16 protein-coding genes, 2 tRNA genes and 1 pseudogene are annotated in these 18,155 nt (G+C 35.3%); 11 read left to right on the top strand and 8 right to left on the bottom strand.

Features of this window, described 5'->3' with window-relative positions:
• Positions 1 to 253: 253 nt before the first annotated feature.
• From CXF59_RS09655 to CXF59_RS09645, 3 genes are all read left to right on the top strand, one after another.
• Positions 254 to 1,069, top strand: a complete 816-nt coding sequence (locus CXF59_RS09655; protein ID WP_101137595.1) for a DUF1338 domain-containing protein — start codon at positions 254 to 256, stop codon at positions 1,067 to 1,069.
• A gap of 157 nt (positions 1,070 to 1,226) precedes the next feature.
• Positions 1,227 to 3,122 carry a phosphoglycerate dehydrogenase gene (serA, locus tag CXF59_RS09650; RefSeq protein ID WP_198554672.1) on the top strand — a complete coding sequence of 632 codons (1,896 nt, stop codon included), beginning with the start codon at positions 1,227 to 1,229 and terminating at the stop codon, positions 3,120 to 3,122.
• A gap of 42 nt (positions 3,123 to 3,164) precedes the next feature.
• A complete protein-coding gene (locus CXF59_RS09645; protein ID WP_101137594.1) occupies positions 3,165 to 6,083 on the top strand; it encodes an FAD-binding and (Fe-S)-binding domain-containing protein in 2,919 nt (972 codons plus the stop codon).
• Positions 6,084 to 6,407: 324 nt separating this feature from the next.
• On the opposite strand, the gene CXF59_RS14985 is transcribed toward CXF59_RS09645, so the two are convergent.
• Positions 6,408 to 6,572, bottom strand: coding sequence for a hypothetical protein (locus CXF59_RS14985; protein WP_157824561.1), 165 nt, complete (start codon positions 6,570 to 6,572; stop codon positions 6,408 to 6,410).
• A 271-nt stretch (positions 6,573 to 6,843) separates the two neighbouring features.
• Here CXF59_RS14985 and CXF59_RS09640 point away from each other — a divergent pair, with 271 nt between their 5' ends.
• Positions 6,844 to 7,698 (top strand): Two component regulator three Y domain protein, encoded by an 855-nt coding sequence (locus CXF59_RS09640; RefSeq protein WP_232758809.1) that lies wholly within the window; start codon positions 6,844 to 6,846, stop codon positions 7,696 to 7,698.
• Between the two features lie 282 nt (positions 7,699 to 7,980).
• Here CXF59_RS09640 and CXF59_RS09635 read toward each other — a convergent pair.
• Together CXF59_RS09635 and CXF59_RS09630 are read right to left on the bottom strand one after the other, a co-directional pair.
• Positions 7,981 to 8,053: transfer RNA gene (locus CXF59_RS09635), tRNA-Met, on the bottom strand.
• Positions 8,054 to 8,087: 34 nt separating this feature from the next.
• Positions 8,088 to 8,160 (bottom strand) — tRNA-Met (locus CXF59_RS09630).
• Positions 8,161 to 8,277: 117 nt separating this feature from the next.
• Between CXF59_RS09630 and era the strand changes: the two genes are divergently transcribed.
• The 7 genes and pseudogenes from era to CXF59_RS09600 all read left to right on the top strand — a co-directional run bounded on the left by era (position 8,278) and on the right by CXF59_RS09600 (position 14,095).
• The gene (gene era / locus CXF59_RS09625) at positions 8,278 to 9,159 is read left to right on the top strand and encodes a GTPase Era (protein ID WP_101137593.1); all 882 of its coding nucleotides are present in this window, start codon (positions 8,278 to 8,280) and stop codon (positions 9,157 to 9,159) included.
• 756 nt (positions 9,160 to 9,915) lie between these two features.
• Positions 9,916 to 11,226: a ribosome biogenesis GTPase Der gene (der, locus tag CXF59_RS09620; protein ID WP_101137592.1), complete on the top strand. Its 1,311-nt coding sequence runs from the start codon at positions 9,916 to 9,918 to the stop codon at positions 11,224 to 11,226.
• Between the two features lie 455 nt (positions 11,227 to 11,681).
• On the top strand, positions 11,682 to 12,119 hold the full coding sequence (locus tag CXF59_RS09615; protein ID WP_157824594.1) for a phage integrase SAM-like domain-containing protein: 438 nt from the start codon (positions 11,682 to 11,684) through the stop codon (positions 12,117 to 12,119).
• A 178-nt stretch (positions 12,120 to 12,297) separates the two neighbouring features.
• Positions 12,298 to 12,525 (top strand): annotated as a pseudogene (locus CXF59_RS15760) (tyrosine-type recombinase/integrase); the annotation flags it as partial.
• Between the two features lie 177 nt (positions 12,526 to 12,702).
• A complete protein-coding gene (locus tag CXF59_RS09605; RefSeq protein WP_157824559.1) occupies positions 12,703 to 13,044 on the top strand; it encodes a hypothetical protein in 342 nt (113 codons plus the stop codon).
• Between the two features lie 42 nt (positions 13,045 to 13,086).
• On the top strand, positions 13,087 to 13,224 hold the full coding sequence (locus tag CXF59_RS14980) for a hypothetical protein (protein WP_157824557.1): 138 nt from the start codon (positions 13,087 to 13,089) through the stop codon (positions 13,222 to 13,224).
• A 79-nt stretch (positions 13,225 to 13,303) separates the two neighbouring features.
• Positions 13,304 to 14,095 (top strand): SDR family oxidoreductase, encoded by a 792-nt coding sequence (locus CXF59_RS09600; protein ID WP_101137588.1) that lies wholly within the window; start codon positions 13,304 to 13,306, stop codon positions 14,093 to 14,095.
• Positions 14,096 to 14,704: 609 nt separating this feature from the next.
• Here the strand turns inward: CXF59_RS09600 and CXF59_RS09590 are convergent.
• The 5 genes from CXF59_RS09590 to CXF59_RS09570 all read right to left on the bottom strand — a co-directional run bounded on the left by CXF59_RS09590 (position 14,705) and on the right by CXF59_RS09570 (position 18,139).
• On the bottom strand, positions 14,705 to 15,520 hold the full coding sequence (locus CXF59_RS09590; protein WP_101137587.1) for a YgcG family protein: 816 nt from the start codon (positions 15,518 to 15,520) through the stop codon (positions 14,705 to 14,707).
• Positions 15,517 to 15,957: a TPM domain-containing protein gene (locus CXF59_RS09585; RefSeq protein WP_101137586.1), complete on the bottom strand. Its 441-nt coding sequence runs from the start codon at positions 15,955 to 15,957 to the stop codon at positions 15,517 to 15,519. The genes CXF59_RS09590 and CXF59_RS09585 overlap by 4 nt, the downstream gene beginning before the upstream one ends.
• A gap of 201 nt (positions 15,958 to 16,158) precedes the next feature.
• Positions 16,159 to 16,752 carry a LemA family protein gene (locus CXF59_RS09580; RefSeq protein WP_101137585.1) on the bottom strand — a complete coding sequence of 198 codons (594 nt, stop codon included), beginning with the start codon at positions 16,750 to 16,752 and terminating at the stop codon, positions 16,159 to 16,161.
• Positions 16,753 to 16,829: 77 nt separating this feature from the next.
• Complete coding sequence (locus CXF59_RS09575) at positions 16,830 to 17,162, bottom strand: MerR family transcriptional regulator (RefSeq protein ID WP_101137584.1); 333 nt, start codon at positions 17,160 to 17,162, stop codon at positions 16,830 to 16,832.
• Positions 17,162 to 18,139, bottom strand: a complete 978-nt coding sequence (locus CXF59_RS09570; protein WP_101137583.1) for a M23 family metallopeptidase — start codon at positions 18,137 to 18,139, stop codon at positions 17,162 to 17,164. Before CXF59_RS09570 ends, CXF59_RS09575 begins: the two co-directional genes overlap by 1 nt.
• Between the last annotated feature and the right edge of the window lie 16 nt (positions 18,140 to 18,155).

The following is an 18,155-nucleotide window of genomic DNA, read 5'->3' as shown; positions in this document are numbered from 1 at the left end:
AAACTATTTTTTTTGACTTCAAATGAACTTATTATAGGGATTAAACTGATCTGTTTTATTGGTAGTCTATGGTGCGTAAATAGGTTAAAAAGTCTTTTTGATTATAAATCGCAGAGACTTACAATTAAATAATGTCAAATTTACATTTTAATTAGGCATTAGTGTCATAAAATTTTTAATATAATATTTATAGTGATAATTTAATTATTTACGATGTATATTTGTGTCATATTTACTAATCAACATTACCGTAATGAATAAAGATCTTTTACTGTCAAAATTATGGGAGCAGTATAAAAAAATAACTCCTTCAGCCAAAAAAATTCATGCTTTGCTGGAGCAAAGTGGCGAAAAAATTGAAAATGACCATATTGCCATCAGAACCTATAATGATGAACGGGTGAATATCGCGGTATTGGAAAAGCCATTTGTAAAAGCAGGTTATGTTGCCAAAGGAGAATACTTTTTCGAATCAAAAAAATTGTACGCTAAGCATTATGAACATGTTACAGATGCAACTGCTCCAAGAATTTTTATTTCAGAGTTAGAATTGGAAAAATGCTCCGAGGATTTGCAAAAGTCGGTAACAGTCCTGCTGGATACTTGTGATCAAAGCGTTTTTGAAAAGGAAGATCTAGTTTTAAGCGGTGCGGTATGGAGTTCAAATTCATATGATACTTACCTATCTCTGTTAGAAGAGTCTGAATATGCAGCTTGGATGTATGTATACGGTTTTAGGGCAAATCATTTTACGATTAATGTAAATGTTTTGACAAACTTCAAAAACTTAGAAGAGTTAAATGCTTATTTGAAAGAAAATAATTGGAAAATGAATGGTTCTGGCGGCGAAATAAAAGGAACTCCAGAGCAATTATTAGAACAATCCAGTACTTTGGCTGATTTGTGTATGATTAACTTTAATGAAGAGGCAAAAGAAATTCCTTCTTGTTATTATGAGTTCGCACTTCGTTACCCAATGGAAAATGGAGAGTTGTATCAAGGATTTATCGCTGCTTCTGCAGATAAAATATTCGAAAGTACGGATGTAAAGTTGCAAAGTATTAATTAATTAGGGACTTTTATTGTTAAAATGATAAAATTGAGCTTTCTTATTAAATTAAGAGGGCTTTTTTAATATAGATTGGTTCTATTTGCATTGTGAAACGCGATGAAGTCAGATTTCAACGTGACAGAGAATTAACAAAACAACTATAGCAACACACGCAATGATTGATAAACAAGAAACTTTTATTTTTGATTTTGACAGCACTTTTATTCAAGTAGAAGCGCTTGATGTTTTATGTGAAATCATTTATGCAAACAATAGCACGAGGAAGCATGTTCTAGCTGAAATTCAGCGGTTGACCGATTTAGGGATTGAAGGGGAATTATCTTTGAAGGAGTCATTGACAGAGCGGATAGGATTACTTCAGGGGAACAGGGATCATCTTAGGGAATTAATTGATACTTTGAAAAATAGGGTTTCGCCATCAGTAGTTCGGAATAGAGCTTTTTTTAAACAAAATGCTCATAATATCTATATTATTTCAAATGGGTTTAAAGAAATTATTATCCCCATTGTTCAAGAGTATGGTATAAAGCCAGAACAGGTTTTAGCTAATACCTTTAAGTTTGATCATGAAGGAAATATTATTGGTTTTGATGAGGAAGATGAATTATGCGAAAATCAAGGTAGAGTTTTAAAAATAAAGTCGCTTAACTTGGTGGGGGATATTTTTATGATTGGCGATGGATATACAGATTATGAACGGCTGCAAGGTGGAGCGGTTTCTAAATTTTATGCTTTTGCCGAAGGGGAGAGTCGACAAATAGGGGTAGATAATGCGGATCGAATTTCACCTTCATTAGACGAAATTCTATATGATTTGTCGTACAAAGCATCTGTTTCCTATCCTAAAAATAGAATTAATGTGTTGTTGTTAGAAAACATTCATTCAGATGCGGTTAGCGCTTTTGCAAAAGAAGGGTACAATGTTGAAACGGTGAAAGGGTCTTTGTCTGAAGAAGAACTGTGTAAAAAAATAAAGGATGTTTCCATATTAGGGATTCGTTCAAAAACACAAATCTCAAAGAAAGTACTTGATAAGGCAACTAAGCTTCACGCGATTGGAACTTTCTGTATAGGAACAAATCAGGTGAATTTGCCAGAGTGTAGTGAAAGGGGGATTGCGGTTTTTAATGCTCCGTATAGCAACACACGTTCTGTGGTAGAGTTAGCTTTAGGGGAAATGATCATGTTGGTTCGTGATACTTTTGAGAAAAGCAATAAAATGCACAAAGGAATTTGGGACAAGTCGGCTAATAACAGTGTGGAGCTTAGAGGAAAAAAGCTTGGGATAGTAGGGTACGGAAGTATTGGGTCTCAATTTTCAATCATAGCCGAAGCCTTAGGGATGAAGGTGTATTTTTATGATGTTGTTGATAAATTAGCCTTAGGAAATGCTAAGAAATGTTCCTCTTTGAAAGAATTACTTTCTTTGTCGGATGTGGTTAGCTTACATGTAGACGGTAGAAAGAGTAATGAAAATATAATCGATGCCCAAGCCTTCGAAAACATGAAGGATGGAGTAATCTTTTTAAACCTTTCAAGAGGTCATGTGGTAGATATTAGTGCTTTACTAGCTAACTTGAAAAACGGAAAAATAAAAGGTGCTGCCGTTGATGTTTTTCCTGAAGAGCCAAAAAGCAACGATGAGCCTTTTGTATCTGAATTGTGTGGCATGCCTAACGTGATTTTGACACCGCACATTGGGGGGAGCACCGAGGAAGCACAGGTTGATATTGCACATTTCGTTTCCCGCAAAATTATAAATTATATCAATACTGGAACTACCTATGGTAGTGTTAATCTTCCTGAAATCCAATTGCCGGAATTTGAAAGTGCGCATCGTATTATGCATATCCACGAAAATGTGAAAGGTATTTTAGTGCAAATAAACACGATACTCACTGATGCGGATAGTAATATTTTAGGGCAGTACTTAAAAACAAATGAACAACTGGGATATGTAATTACCGATATTGATGATATTTACAATCCAGAATTAGAGAAAAAATTAAAAGAAATTCCTAATACCATCAAATACAGAATTTTGTATTAATCCATGATGTAAGTAATTATAAACTAAAAAAAAAACACAATAATGAATCTTCAAGGTTTAGCCGATCAAATAGAAGGAAAATTATTTTTTGATGAGACAATGCGTACACTTTATGCTACGGATGCCAGTGCTTATCGAGAAATGCCGCTAGCTGTGGCAATACCGTCAACTAAACAAGATATTCAGAAGATAATCCAATTTGCCAGAGATCATAAAACTAGCGTCATTCCTAGAGCCGCCGGTACTTCACTAGCAGGTCAGGTTGTAGGAGGGGGAATAATAGTAGATATTTCTCAAGATTTCTCCCAAATTCTATCGGTGGACAAAGCTAATAAAACAGCTTGGGTACAACCAGGGGTGATTCGGGATGAGTTGAACTTGCATTTAAAACCATATCAATTATTTTTTGGACCAGAGACCTCTACCAGTAATCGTTGCATGATTGGCGGAATGGTGGGTAACAATGCTTGTGGTGCTCGTTCCGTGATTTATGGGTCAACGAGAGAGCATTTGTTAGAAATAAAAGGGTTCTTGGCTGATGGTAACGAAGTTGTATTCGGAGCATTAACCAATGAAGAGTTTGAAGCCAAATGCAATGGAGTAAACGTGGTAAGCGAACTGGAGCAAAATATTTACCTTCAGGCGAAAACTATTTTGTCAAATCAAACGAACAGAGATTTATTTGATGAAAATTATCCTAAAAAATCGATTCCACGTCGTAATACGGGATATGCACTGGATTTATTAGCCGATAGCAAACCATTTGGTGATTTTGAACAAAAGTTTAATTTCTGTAAATTAATTGCAGGGTCGGAAGGGACCTTGTTTTTCTCTACCGAAATAAAATTGAATTTAGTCGATGCATTAAAGCCTTTTGCAGGCTTGGTGTGCGTGCATTGTGATAGCATAAATGAATCGCTGAAAGCAAATTTGGAGGCTTTGCAGTTCAATCCAGACAGTGTGGAGCTGATAGATCATTATATACTGGATTGTACCAAAGAAAATATAGAACAAAACAAAAACCGATTCTTTGTACAAGGAGATCCCAAAGCGATTTTGGTGGTTGAATTTTTGCGTGATTCTAAAGAAGAAATTCTGGAGATAGCCGAAAAAATGGAAGCTCAATTGCGGGCAAAAAATCTGGGGCATCATTTTCCAATAGTTTTTGGAGAAGATACCAACAAGGTTTGGACACTGCGAAAAGCAGGATTGGGATTGTTGTCGAATATACCAGGCGATGCTAAGGCAGTTGCTGTTATAGAAGATACGGCAGTGGATGTAAACGATTTACCGGGTTTTATCGAAGACTTCAATGTGATTTTAAAAGAACGCAATCTGAATTGTGTGCATTATGCACATGCTGCAACTGGTGAATTACACTTGCGTCCTATCATTGATTTAAAAACCAAAGAAGGAGCAGCGCTTTTCAGAATTATTGCTACTGATATTGCCCATCTTGTTAAAAAATATAAAGGATCATTAAGCGGAGAACATGGCGACGGTCGTTTAAGAGGAGAATTCATTTCATTAATGCTGGGAGAAGAAATTTACCAGATTTTTAAAGATGTTAAGCATACTTGGGACCCCTGGAATGTTTTTAATCCAGGCAAGATAGTGGATACGCCACCTATGGACAGTTCGTTGCGTTATACTGCAGGGCAGGACACACCAATGCCGGATACTTATTTTGATTTTTCGGAAACTAATGGAATCCTGCGTGCTGCAGAAATGTGTAACGGATCAGGGGATTGTAGAAAGACTGAAAAAAGTGGTGGTACTATGTGTCCAAGTTATATGGCAACACGTAATGAGAAACATACCACCCGCGCACGAGCTAATATGCTTCGTGAAACAATAACCAATTCAGATAAGCAAAATAAATTCGATAGTGAAGCTTTGCTTGAAGTACTAGATTTGTGTTTAAGCTGTAAGGGATGTAAGTCTGAATGTCCGTCAAATGTAGATATGGCGAAGCTAAAAGCCGAAACTCTACAACAGTATCATGATAAAAATGGTATAAAATTCCGTTCTAGATTAATTGGAAATACGCCAGTAATAAATAAACTGTTTGCAAGCATACCGGGAGTCTACAATTTTTCTGCAAAAGGATTTGTGGGTACTCTGGTTAAGAAAATGACTGGTTTTGCCACTCAGCGAAATCTACCGATGATGCATAAAATTACCTTCGCAAAATGGATGAAAAACTATCCTCAATATGGTAATTTTAATAAGCCAACGGTGTATTTGTATAATGATGAATTCCTGAATTATTATGATGTCGGTATTGGTCAGACGGCGGTAAAATTGTTGAATCATCTAGGATATAAAGTAGTAGTCGCGGAAATAGGAATTAGCGGAAGGACCTATTTGTCTAAAGGGATGGTGAAAAAGGCTCGCGATATCGCTGAGCAGAATATTGTTTCTTTCAGTAAACATATCCCGGAGGATTCGTTGTTGATTGGAATTGAGCCCTCTGCTATTTTAAGTTTCAGAGATGAATATCCTGATTTGTGTCGCGGGGAATTAAAAATAAAAGCGAAGGAAATAGCGACGCGGACCTTTTTGATAGAGGAGTTTTTAGCAAGCGAAATGGAAGCCGGTAACATCACCGCCAGTTCCTTTACGGATTCAAAAGAACGTATTCGAATGCACGGACATTGTTTCCAAAAGGCATTGTCATCTTTAGTACCATTAAAAAAAATATTGTCATTACCTAAAAACTATTCCGTTCTCAATATTCCAAGTGGTTGTTGCGGGATGGCAGGTTCTTTTGGATATGAAAAAGAACATTATGAAATATCTATGAATATTGGAGAGCTCGTGTTGTTTCCGGCTATTAGGGCCGAAGAAACAACAACTCTAATTTCTGCTTCAGGAACTAGTTGCCGTCATCAGATTGCTGATGGAACTGGCAGAGAGGCGCTGCATCCAGTTGAAATCTTGTATCGCGCTTTAAAATAATTAGGTTAATAGTTATTCTATGTTTTCGTCAACATAATAAAAATCTCGTCTCTTTATTCTTAAAAGAGACGAGATTTTATTTTAAAAGGAAAATTTTATACCCAGGCACAAGTTAGGCCACTCATTAACAGATAACAGACAATCCGGAATCTGCCCAATATTAAAGTGTATCTGCTTCTTTTTTTTTCGGATAATACCTTGCTTCCAATGATATGTACTGCAAGAAACAAAGCGGATATGAATCCATGCCATGAGGTATTACGCGTTTAAAAGTATGTACGGCAGTTTGTAATCAGCTTTAAAATTAGCAAAATAAGGGTTTTCTTATTTTCGATTACTGCCAAAAAAATTGATTGCATCCCATTGATGAATAACTAAAATTGGAAGGTTGATTGCGTTTGAAAAAGCATAAAATACTACCATTGCGAAAAGCAAGAGCGTGTTTTTACCTTTCATTTCATCCTTGTCATGCAAGCTTCTGTCGTCCATTTGGTTCCAAAATTTTTCGGATGATACTTGATAAGTCCTGCTAAAAATGCAGAAACGGCCACCGTTAGAATAGCTAAATAGTTAGTTTACAAAAGCTTAGTTTTAAAGTTAACAAATCAAATATGCTGTTTTTTTTTAATTATAATAATGGTTTTTTTGTAAGAAAAACATATATACATTAAGTTAAAAAGTGTATTTCGTCGATTTTATTTGTCGATAATTGAGTTAGTGTGTATATTTAGACTGTTAAAACATCTATAAACTCAATGTTATGAAAAATCTATTCACGCTACTACTAACAGGTTTAGCATCAATTACAATGATGGCAGAAGTTTCAGTTTCAGATAAAACAGTACTGTTGAAATTGTATACTGCGACAAACGGAGCTAATTGGAATACGAAATGGGATTTATCTTCCCCTATCTCTACTTGGTATGGTGTTGTATTGGAAGGAGATAAAGTGGTGTCGATAGATCTATCAGATAATAATCTTGTTGGTGAAATACCAAGTGAGATTGTGAGCCTTACAGATTTAAAAAAATTGGACTTACATAAAAACGGCATATCGGGTGTGATTCCATCCGCTTTAGAAAATTTAAAAGAACTGGTAGCTTTAAATCTTTCTTTTAATAGATTGACGGGGACGATTCCGTCTTCAATTGGTGAGTTGAGTAATTTGGTTGATCTTGAACTATATATGAATACACTTTCCGGTGAATTGCCTGCTCAGATTGGAAACTTGAAACGCTTAGAAACATTGGCTGTTTTTAATAACGAATTGGAGGGGCAAATACCAAGTTCACTTTATGAAGTCAGTACATTAAAGATATTGCTTTTGAACAGCAATAAGCTTAATGGGAAATTAAGTGCTGCAGTTGCAAATCTAAAAAATCTTGAAAACTTAAGTTTATTTGAAAATAAAATGGATGGCCAAGTTCCTTTCGAGTTAGAAAATCTTAAAGACTTGAAAGAAATGAATATTTCTTATAATCAATTTAGTGGATTAATATCAAGAAGATTAGCAGTATTGGACACATTGAATATGACGATGTTAAATGATAAAGGGATCGCTGTTTTATTAGATGTTACGATGGACATCGAAAGACCTTTAGTTGCTGAAGAATAGCATTTGTAAAAATAAATTTTAGTTGCTCTAAAATGGTTTTCATTTTTAGTTAGTTTGGAGATTTCAAACCCATATTGCTCAAGCATCATGGGTTTTTTTATTTAACGGAGTTTTAGTTACATAATAGTATAAAATAAACAAAGCTTCACATTGCGGTAAAGCTTTATAAGTAGTGCGTCGTGTCGGAGGTTCGAACTTATGTTCACCGTGGCAGATTTGAGCCATGCTGTTAGAATAAACTATAAATAAAAAAAGCTTCACATTTCTGTGAAGCTTTCTTAGTAGCGGGAACTGGACTCGAACCAGTGACCTTCGGGTTATGAGCCCGACGAGCTGCCTACTGCTCTATCCCGCGATGTGCGTTTGTAATCTCAATAAAATTAACTTAGTAGCGGGAACTGGACTCGAACCAGTGACCTTCGGGTTATGAGCCCGACGAGCTGCCTACTGCTCTATCCCGCGTTGTTTCGGGTGCAAAGGTACACCGAAATTTATCATTTCCAAGAAAAATTTTAAAAAATGTTTTATTTCATCTATTCAGTTGATATAACTACCTTTGCAAAATAAATAATATATTAAATGTCACATAAAGCAGGTTTTGTAAATATTATCGGAAATCCAAACGTTGGAAAGTCCACATTAATGAACGCCTTTGTAGGGGAAAGACTCTCTATCATTACGTCCAAGGCACAAACGACTCGTCACAGAATCCTTGGGATCGTAAACGGAGAAGATTTTCAAATGATTTTGTCTGATACACCAGGAATTATTAAGCCTGCATACGAAATGCAAGCGTCGATGATGAACTTTGTAAAGTCCGCTTTTGAAGATGCTGACATTTTAATTTACATGGTCGAAATTGGGGAGCAAGATTTAAAAGACGAAGCCTTCTTCAATAAAATCATTCATTCAAAAATACCTGTTTTGTTGTTGTTGAATAAAATTGACAACTCTAATCAGGAACAATTAGAAAAGCAAGTAGCTTTTTGGACAGAGAAAGTGCCTAATGCAGAAATATATCCTATATCCGCCTTACAAAACTTTAATGTTCCGGAAGTTTTCCAAAGAATAATTTCGCTTTTACCGGAGTCACCGGCCTATTATCCAAAAGATCAATTAACAGATAAGCCAGAACGTTTCTTTGTAAATGAAACGATTCGGGAAAAAATATTGTTGAACTATAGCAAGGAAATTCCATATGCAGTAGAAATTGTAACTGAAGAGTTCTTTGAAGATGAAAACATCATAAGAATCAGGTCTTTGATTATGGTGGAGCGTGAAACGCAAAAAGGAATTATTATCGGACATAAGGGGGCAGCACTAAAAAAAGTAGGGGTGGATGCTCGTGCCGATTTAGAGAAATTCTTCGGAAAACAGATTCACATCGAATTGTATGTGAAAGTGAATAAAAACTGGAGAAGTAATGTGAACATGTTAAAGCGTTTTGGTTACAATCAATAAGCTTGTTGTTTTATCGTTTTGATTTGAAATCAAGAGAAAAGAGTCAGAAGGCTAGCGCTTAGCTTAACCGGAGCGGAAAAATAAAAAAAATCAATATTGGAATTTAAATTCTAATATTGATTTTTTTTTGCAATTTGATCGTAAGGAGTTGGTTCTGCTGATAATTTAAGATTCTATTCTTTTTAAAAATAGGGCTTCAAATTTGTTCATTTTTATATGGCCGTTTTCTCGGATTTGCTTTGTGATAAAATAAAGTAAAAACTAGGCAAATACCATAAGTCCGACAACTATAAAATCGAATGTCATCCTGTTTTTTAATACATAGTCGGTTATGCCGGTCAAAATTAGAAACGTTCTCGCAATTATAAAATGAAGAAATATAGAAAAAGGTAAATAAGGTGGGCTTAAAGCCAAATAATCCTCTTATACGTGTTTTTTTGTCGTCCTGGGGGTCTAATTCCAAATGTAAATGCGGAGAATAATTAGATTTTCAGATGTTTAGCCAAGTGCGGGTTCCGCCTGTTTTTACAGAATAATCGTCGCAGTTTGTTTTTTTATAGTCTTCAAGTTTTTGAAGGACTGTGTCTGTATTTTGCAGAACATTTTTATAAAATCTTAAGCGAAGTCTTAGTCCGTTGTTTGTGTCCATATTACCGGACGTATATCAGGTAAAAAGCTAAGGTTGCGCTAATCTATCAAAAAAATTGATAGTCACGGGATTAAACACTACCTTTGCAAAATATTGAAATTAGTATTATGAATAATATTGTTGCCATTGTAGGAAGGCCAAACGTAGGGAAATCGACACTTTTTAATCGATTGATACAAAGAAGAGAAGCGATAGTAGACTCAGTTTCTGGGGTAACCCGTGACAGAAACTACGGAAAAAGTGAGTGGAACGGGAAGGAATTTTCTGTAATCGATACGGGAGGATATGTACGTGGCTCTGATGACGTTTTTGAAGGCGAAATCCGTAAGCAAGTTGAATTAGCTATCGACGAAGCTGACGTTATCATTTTTGTGGTTGACGTTGAAGAAGGGATCACACCAATGGATGATGCTGTAGCAAGACTATTGCGTAAAGTGACTAAACCGGTTTTACTTGCTGTAAATAAGGTGGATAATGCGATGCGTGAGAAAGATGCGATTGAGTTCTATAATTTAGGTTTAGGAGAGTATTACACTTTTGCAAGTATTTCAGGAAGTGGAACGGGAGATTTATTAGATGCATTAATTGATTCGTTTCCTGTAAAACCAGAGCCGACTCAGGAAGAAATCGCATTGCCTCGTTTTGCGGTAGTGGGAAGACCAAATGCTGGGAAATCAAGTTTTATCAATGCATTAATTGGTAAAGAAAGATATATTGTTACTGATATTGCGGGTACTACCCGTGATTCTATTGATACGAAATTTGACCGTTTCGGTTTCGAATTTAACTTGGTAGATACTGCGGGAATTCGTCGTAAGGCTAAAGTAAAAGAAGATTTAGAGTTTTATTCTGTTATGCGTTCGGTGCGTGCTATCGAGCATGCTGATATTTGTATCTTGATAATTGATGCCACTCGTGGATTTGAAGGTCAGGATCAAAGTATTTTTTGGTTAGCTGAAAAGAACAGAAAAGGGGTTGTGATCTTGGTAAACAAATGGGATTTAGTTGAAAAGGAAACAATGTCAACCCGTGATTATGAAGATAAAATCAGAGAAGAATTAATGCCATTTACAGATGTACCTATTCTTTTTGTTTCTGCACTAACAAAACAACGTTTGTTGAAAGCATTGGAAGCAACCGTAAAAGTTTACGAAAGTAGACAACAACGTATAGCTACTTCTAAATTCAATGAATACATGTTGAAAGTGATTGAAGCGTATCCACCACCTGCAACAAAAGGGAAATATGTGAAAATTAAGTATTGTATGCAATTACCTACTAAAACACCACAGTTTGTGTTTTTTGCTAATATGCCACAATATGTAAAAGAACCATACAAACGTTATCTTGAAAATAAAATTAGAGATAACTGGGATTTTTCAGGTGTTCCAATCGATATTTATATTAGAGAAAAATAATATACAAAAACAAACGTATATTAAATATGTATTGAACCCTTGTAAACATTCGATTTGCAAGGGTTTTTTCTTGTTTTGTACTTTGTTTGGATATGGTTTTTATTTGTTTTTTTGTTTATATTTGTACTTAATCTGTACCTCGAAAAAAACTTGTCAATGGCGGTAAAAGTATCACTTCGCAAAAAAAACCAATTTAAGGTAAAAGACATAGTTTATATCTCGATTTTTATTCAGCAGTTACCAATCCCGAGAATGGAGAGTTAACATGCAGGGAGTTTGGTATGTATGTCTTTGATAGCAAAAGGCATTCGCTTGACAAAATGCACAATACAAATACTTTAAATATAGCGGAACAGATAAGGCAAAAGAAAGAAAGTGAATTTAATAAGTCCGAAATATACAGTACGTTAGAACAGGAGCAAATTAAAAAGAATAAAAAATAAGATGGTGATTTTATCGCATATTTCAAAAAAGTTGCTGACAAGAAAAATTTATCTAATCGTTTTATTTGGTTAGGAGGTTGTGATTTTTTAAAATTACACAAAGGAAACACTTTGAAGTTTTCAGATATTGACCCCGAGTTATTCGATGGATTTAAAGCGTTTTTAGAAACGATCAAAAGCAAAAAAAGTAATAAGGTTCAATTGTCTAAAAATTCGATTAAGATATATTATGATAAATTTCGATCCGCATTAAAACAAGCATACAAAGATAGCTATCTATCGGAAAACATTGCAGATAAAATCAATGCGGTTAAACAGGCTGAAACGCAAAGAAACTACATCACACTTACCGAACTTACAGCACTTGTTAAAACAAACTGCAAAAGTCCTGAAGTTAAAGTACAAGCGCTGTTTTCTGCATTAACAGGATTAAGGCGTTCCGATATTTAAAAACTGATTTGGGAAGAAGTACAATATGTTGAAGCTAGCGGTCACCTTATTCGATTCAAGCAAAAGAAAACAGGGGGTTCGGAAACATTACCAATTACGGTTAGGCTTTTAGTTTGCTTGGAGAAAGAAAACAATCTTTAGAAAAGGTTTTTAGCCTGATAGAGGCAACCAATCAAAGAGAAAACAGATATTAACCAAATGGGTTTTAGATGCTGGAATAAGCAAGAAGATTACATTCCATTGCTTCCGCCACACTTTCGCAACTTTGCAACTGTCAATGGGAACAGATATTTATACCGTTTCAAAAATGTTAGGCCATAAAGATTTAAATACTACGCAGATTTATGCTAAGATTATTGATGAAACCAAAAGGACAGCTGCTAATAGAATTAAACTTGAAATGTAAAATATAAAAGATTTAACAAAATTAAACGGTAAATAATTGTTTGAATATTATACTTCACAAGGTGGTGAGTAAAATCAAATCTTGTTTCAAGCACACATTCAAATACGTAATAATCTTTCTAGTATGCTAGAAAATTCAAGAACATGCTTAACTGAAAATATAAAACAAATTACAATTATGGGAAATTACACAAAGTATCGATATTATAAAGGCGAAAATGAAAACCCTTTTGACGGTTCAATTGATAGCCCCTCGTTTATTCTTTGGCAAGCCGAGTATGTTTTTGACTCTTCTTATTTCAAAAAAGAATCTTCGTCTCTTTACAGCTTCTTTAACGATCACAGAATGGGCGATCAATTTCTAGCTTTGCTTTCAGAAGATGATAAGGAATATTTGACTGAAAAGAACAGAATACCAGTACTTGAACTCTGGCTTGAATATCTTTATGACACCAAATATTCCGGTAAAGAAGATGGCGAGTATACACTTAAAAAAAAATATTACTCTACTGCACTATGAACTATTATTTAATGTAGATACAAAATAATTAAAAATGTAATTATGGCAAATTATAAAATGTATCGCTTTTATAAAGGCGGAAAAATAAACCCTTTTGATAACGAAAATGATACGCTATCTGCTAGGTTTTGGGAAGCCGAATATGTTTTTGACTCTTCTTACTTCAAAAGAGAGAAATAATTTTTATTCCCATATTTTTTAAAGAAAGTTTATCGAGTTAGTCATAACTCGGTAAACTTTTTTACATTTATAATAAAAAATGGCATCTATAAATAATAAGGTGGTGTGGATCACTGGAGCTTCCAGCGGCATCGGGGAAGCTTTGGCATATGAATTAAGCCAAAGAAACTGTAAACTTATACTTTCTGCAAGGAATGTTGAAAACCTCCAACGTGTTAAAGCTAAATGCCTGAATGGGGAAGTGGTTGTTCTTCCTTTTGATTTAGCGGATTTTAATAGTGCTAAAAATCATGTTGAAAAAGCCATTTCTTTTTTTGGAAAAATTGATGTCCTAATCAATAATGGCGGAGTGAGTCAACGGTCGCTTTTAGTCGATACTGATTTTGAAGTGGATAAAAAACTCATTGAAGTAGATTATTTAGGAACGGTCGCCATAACAAAAGCGTTATTACCTCATTATATTACTAACAGAAAAGGACATTTTGTAACCATCACCAGTTTGATGGGGAAATTTGGTTCTCCTTATCGTTCCGGTTATTGCGGAGCGAAACATGCTTTACATGGCTTTTTTGATGTGCTGCGAATGGAGCATCAAAAAGACAATGTCAATGTCACACTCATTTGTCCGGGATTCATACAAACAAATGTTGCTGTAAACGCGCTGACGGGCGATGGATCAAAACAAAACAGTAATGATCAGGCAACCCTGAACGGTATGCCGGTGGCGGTCTTTGCAAAAAAATTAGTCAAGGCTGTCGAATCTAATACCTTTGAATCTTATATAGGAGGAAAAGAAGTGCTGGGCATTTATTTAAAACGATTTTTTCCTAAACTGCTGCATCGTCTCGTGCTAAAAAGCGAAGTACGATAATACACCTTTTTTTATTGGTTGTCGTATTATTAAAAAGTGAATATTGCTTTTGGACAATACTACTTGAAATATAGAGGAATAACGGCCATGAAAACCCCGATTTCCTGAAGTTTTATCTTGGCTTTTAGTTAAACAGGGGCTGTTTGTTCTATCTCTCATCATCCAAAGTGTCCATAGGATGATCGTCGTACCAATCTTTAAAAGTTTTTATAGTGGTGTATTGATCGGCAAGTACTGTATAAACCATAAATAGAATTAGTAGGCCTCATGAAATCACTAAACTTCGGAGCATGGGTAATGCTATATTGGCTTGACATAAATCGATAAAAATAAATACAAATACGGTGGTAAATCACATGAGTTTTATTGCAAAATTCTTCATGACTGTTTTCTATTTAATTTACGATTAATAGTTCGAAAAATGATTTAAATAACGGATAATGAATTATTAAAATATAAAAGAACTATTGGATGAAACTTGAGGTTTTCCTTAACAAGAAGTCGATTGATTCAAGTTACTATTGGTTTTGTCTTAAGAAATATAATAGGTAGTAATGATAAAAAAAGCTGCAATTTGCAGCTTTTTTTATGATTGTATAATAGGTTTTTTTACCAGCCTCCGCTGGAACCGCCTCCTGAAAAGCCTCCGCCGCCAAATCCGCCACCGAATCCGCCGCCTCCGCCACCAAATCCTCCACCGGAAGATCCGCCGCCAAAACCACCTCTTCCGCCACTTCCAAGACTGGATAAAATAATGACATCCAGTAAACTTGGTCCGCGACCGCCACGGTTTCCAGAATTACCGCCACCGCCGCCGCCTTTGTTTTTAGAAATAAGAACAAGGATGATTACGATAATAATAATGAAGGGTAAAATAGGGAAACTTTTCCCTTTGGTCTTCTGTTTTCTTTCGCCTTTGTATTTGCCTTTAAAAACATCTATTAAAGCATCTGTTCCTTTGTCAAGCCCATTGTAGTAACTGCCGGATTTGAATTCAGGAGTAATAATATTTCTAATTATTTCACCGCCAATTCCCGCAGTTAGGCGATCCTCAAGACCGTAACCGGGATTAATTGCTATTTTTCTTTCAGCTTTTGCCACCAGAATTATAACACCGTTATCTTCTTTTGCTTGACCGATTCCCCAAGTTTGAGCCCAGCGAGTGGCTAACTGGCTTACATCTTCCCCTTTTAGGCTTTCAATGGTAATGACTACTATTTGTGTAGTGGTGGAATCAGAATAATGGATTAATTTTTCTTCTAATTGAAGTTTTTCCGTTGAACTAAGAACATTAGCGTAATCATAAACTGAAGTTGCTAAACTTGGCTTTTCAGGTATTGTAAATTGTGCAAAACCTATCTGTGTAATAAATAAACAGACAAGCAGGTTTAAGAAAATTATGGTATTCTTTTTTTGTAAAATCATTCTCCTTTAGATATTTCGTTTGATAGTTCATTCGTGTCATCTTCTGACCATGGGAAATGTTTTTTTAACTGTTCTCCAGCGATGAGAATCCCGTCTACAAGGCCTTGTTTGAAATTGCCTTTTTTAAAATGGGCGACCATGGCATCTTTAGTACTGTCCCAAAAATCATTTGCAACGACATCATTAATTCCTTGATCCCCGCAAATCACAAAGGTTTTGTCTTGTGCGGCAAGGTAAATTAAGACCCCGTTTTTTAGTTGGGTTTCGTCCATTTTTAATTCATGAAAAACTTCCATAGCACGATCGTACGGGTCTAAGGCGGTTGTTTTTTCTAAATGAACCCTAATCTCTCCAGAGGTGTTTTTTTCGGCCACGCAAATAGCATCAACAATTTCTTGTTCTTCTTCTTGGGTTAAAAAAGCTTCTGTTTTTGACATAAGTTTGTTTTTTTGTAATTATTTCAGAAAATTAATAAACGACACAAGCATTTAAAATTTAAAACCAGTAAGAAATTAAGCTTCATTAGGTCTTAATGTTCGAAACTCCTTAATGGTTTAGTCTTTTTTTTAATAAGAATTTCAAGGTCTTTCTGTGATCTCGCTCTTAAATCCTGAAGGGGTATAGTGTTTTTATTCTATTTAGAATTGTACTTCAACCGGCTTTTCAGCACCTGCGACAGCTTCGAAATATGGTTTTTCCTTAAATCCAAACATACCAGCAAAAACAGAGTTCGGGAAAATTTTGATATGATTATTGTATGGCTTTACTGTTTCGTTAAAACGCGTTCTGGCCGTAAGAATCTGATTTTCTGTGCTTGCTAACTCATCTTGTAGTTTTAAGAAATTTTGGTTTGCTTTTAATTCCGGGTAACGTTCTACACTAACCAACAATCTGGAAAGGGAACTGCTTACGCCACTTTGTGCTTGGTTGAATTGTGCTAATTGTTCCGGAGTGATATTCGTAGGGTCAATTGTTACTGCAGTCGCTTTGGCACGCGCCTCAATAACAGCAGTCAAAGTGCTTTTTTCGAATTCAGCAGCTCCTTTTACGGTATTCACTAAGTTTCCGATTAAGTCATTTCTTCTTTGGTAAGAAGTTTGAACGTTACCCCAAGCTTCATTAATACCCTGCTCATACCCAACAGCGTTATTATTTATTCCTTTAACATAACTGTACCCACCGATGATAACTACGGCTGCAATAATCCAAGGTAAAAATTTTTTAAAATCCATGTTTCTATTTAATTTAAAGTTTAGTGTTTAGTTTTTTTTAATCTGAAATCAGCGATTGTTAATCGAAAATCACCAATCTATAGTTGATTCTTAATATTTGATAACTGTGTCCTGATGGTCTCTAATTTTCGGATAATTTCAAATTTATCCAATGTTTTCTTTTGACCTTTTTTTAAATGGGTTTTTGCCCCTTCTAATGTGAAGCCTCTTTCTTTTACCAGATGATAAATGAGTTGTAGATTTTTGATGTCGTCCGGGGTAAACATCCTATTCCCTTTTGCGTTTTTCTTTGGCTTGAGAATGTCAAACTCACTATCCCAAAAACGTATCAGGGAAGCATTTACATCAAAAGCTTTGGCGATTTCACCAATGCTGTAATATCTTTTATCGGGTTGTAGCTCTATGTGCATTAGTCTAATGATTGATTTTCTTGGTTAGCTAATTTTGAAATGGCTACATATTCCACTGCGGAAATGTTTCCATAATAAAAATTGAGCGGATTAACTACTTTACCGTCTTTATGTACTTCATAATGCAAATGGGGACCTTCAGATCTACCTGTACTTCCCACGTAACCTATAATGTCTCCTCGTTTTACTCTTTGTCCCGCTTTGACATTGTATTTGCTCAAATGTCCATACAAGGTCTCGTATCCATAACCATGCCTAAGGACGATATGATTCCCATAACCGGAAGCCCTGTTGTCTGCTTGTGCTACGATACCGTGGCCAGTTGCGAAAATAGGAGTACCCACTTTAGCTGTAAAGTCCATCCCTTCGTGCATTTTACGGGCTTTGGTAAATGGGTCCGTCCGGTATCCAAAACCAGAAGCCATGCGTTTTAAATTTTCGTTCCTGACAGGTTGAATGGCAGGTATGGCAGATAATAGTTTGTTTTTCTCTTTTGCCAGTTTTAGAATGTAATCCAGTGACTTTGACTGTATCGCTAATTCTTTTCTAAGAATATCGACTCTTTTTGTGGTGTTAAGCACCAGTTTCGTGTTGTCATATCCCTGTAAATCAGTATATCGATTTTCGCCGCTAAATCCGGACTTTCTTTCTTCTTTAGGTATTGGAGAGGTATTGAAATACGTTCTGTATAAATTATTATCCCGATCTTCAATAGCTTGAATTACATGATCAAGCTCATCCATTTTTTTATCTAAGACTGCATAATTCAATTTCAAATTTTCATTTTCACGAATTAATAGCCGGTCTTTAGGAGTATCAAAGTAAGGAGTGTTTAATAAAACCACAAATATAAGAGAGCCAAACAATGCCGATGCCAGTAAAAACAGGATAACAAAACCAAATTTGTTTCTTTTTTTTATTTTTATTTTGCGATACGCCAGATTTTCCGAATCGTAATAATATTTTACTTTCGCCATATTTTAAAATACCCTA

The sequence above is a fragment of the Flavobacterium sp. ALD4 genome (genome assembly GCF_002836475.1).
GTDB lineage: Bacteria > Bacteroidota > Bacteroidia > Flavobacteriales > Flavobacteriaceae > Flavobacterium.
Note: the sequence above shows the minus strand (reverse complement) of the source record. Positions and strands in the feature narration are given on the sequence as shown.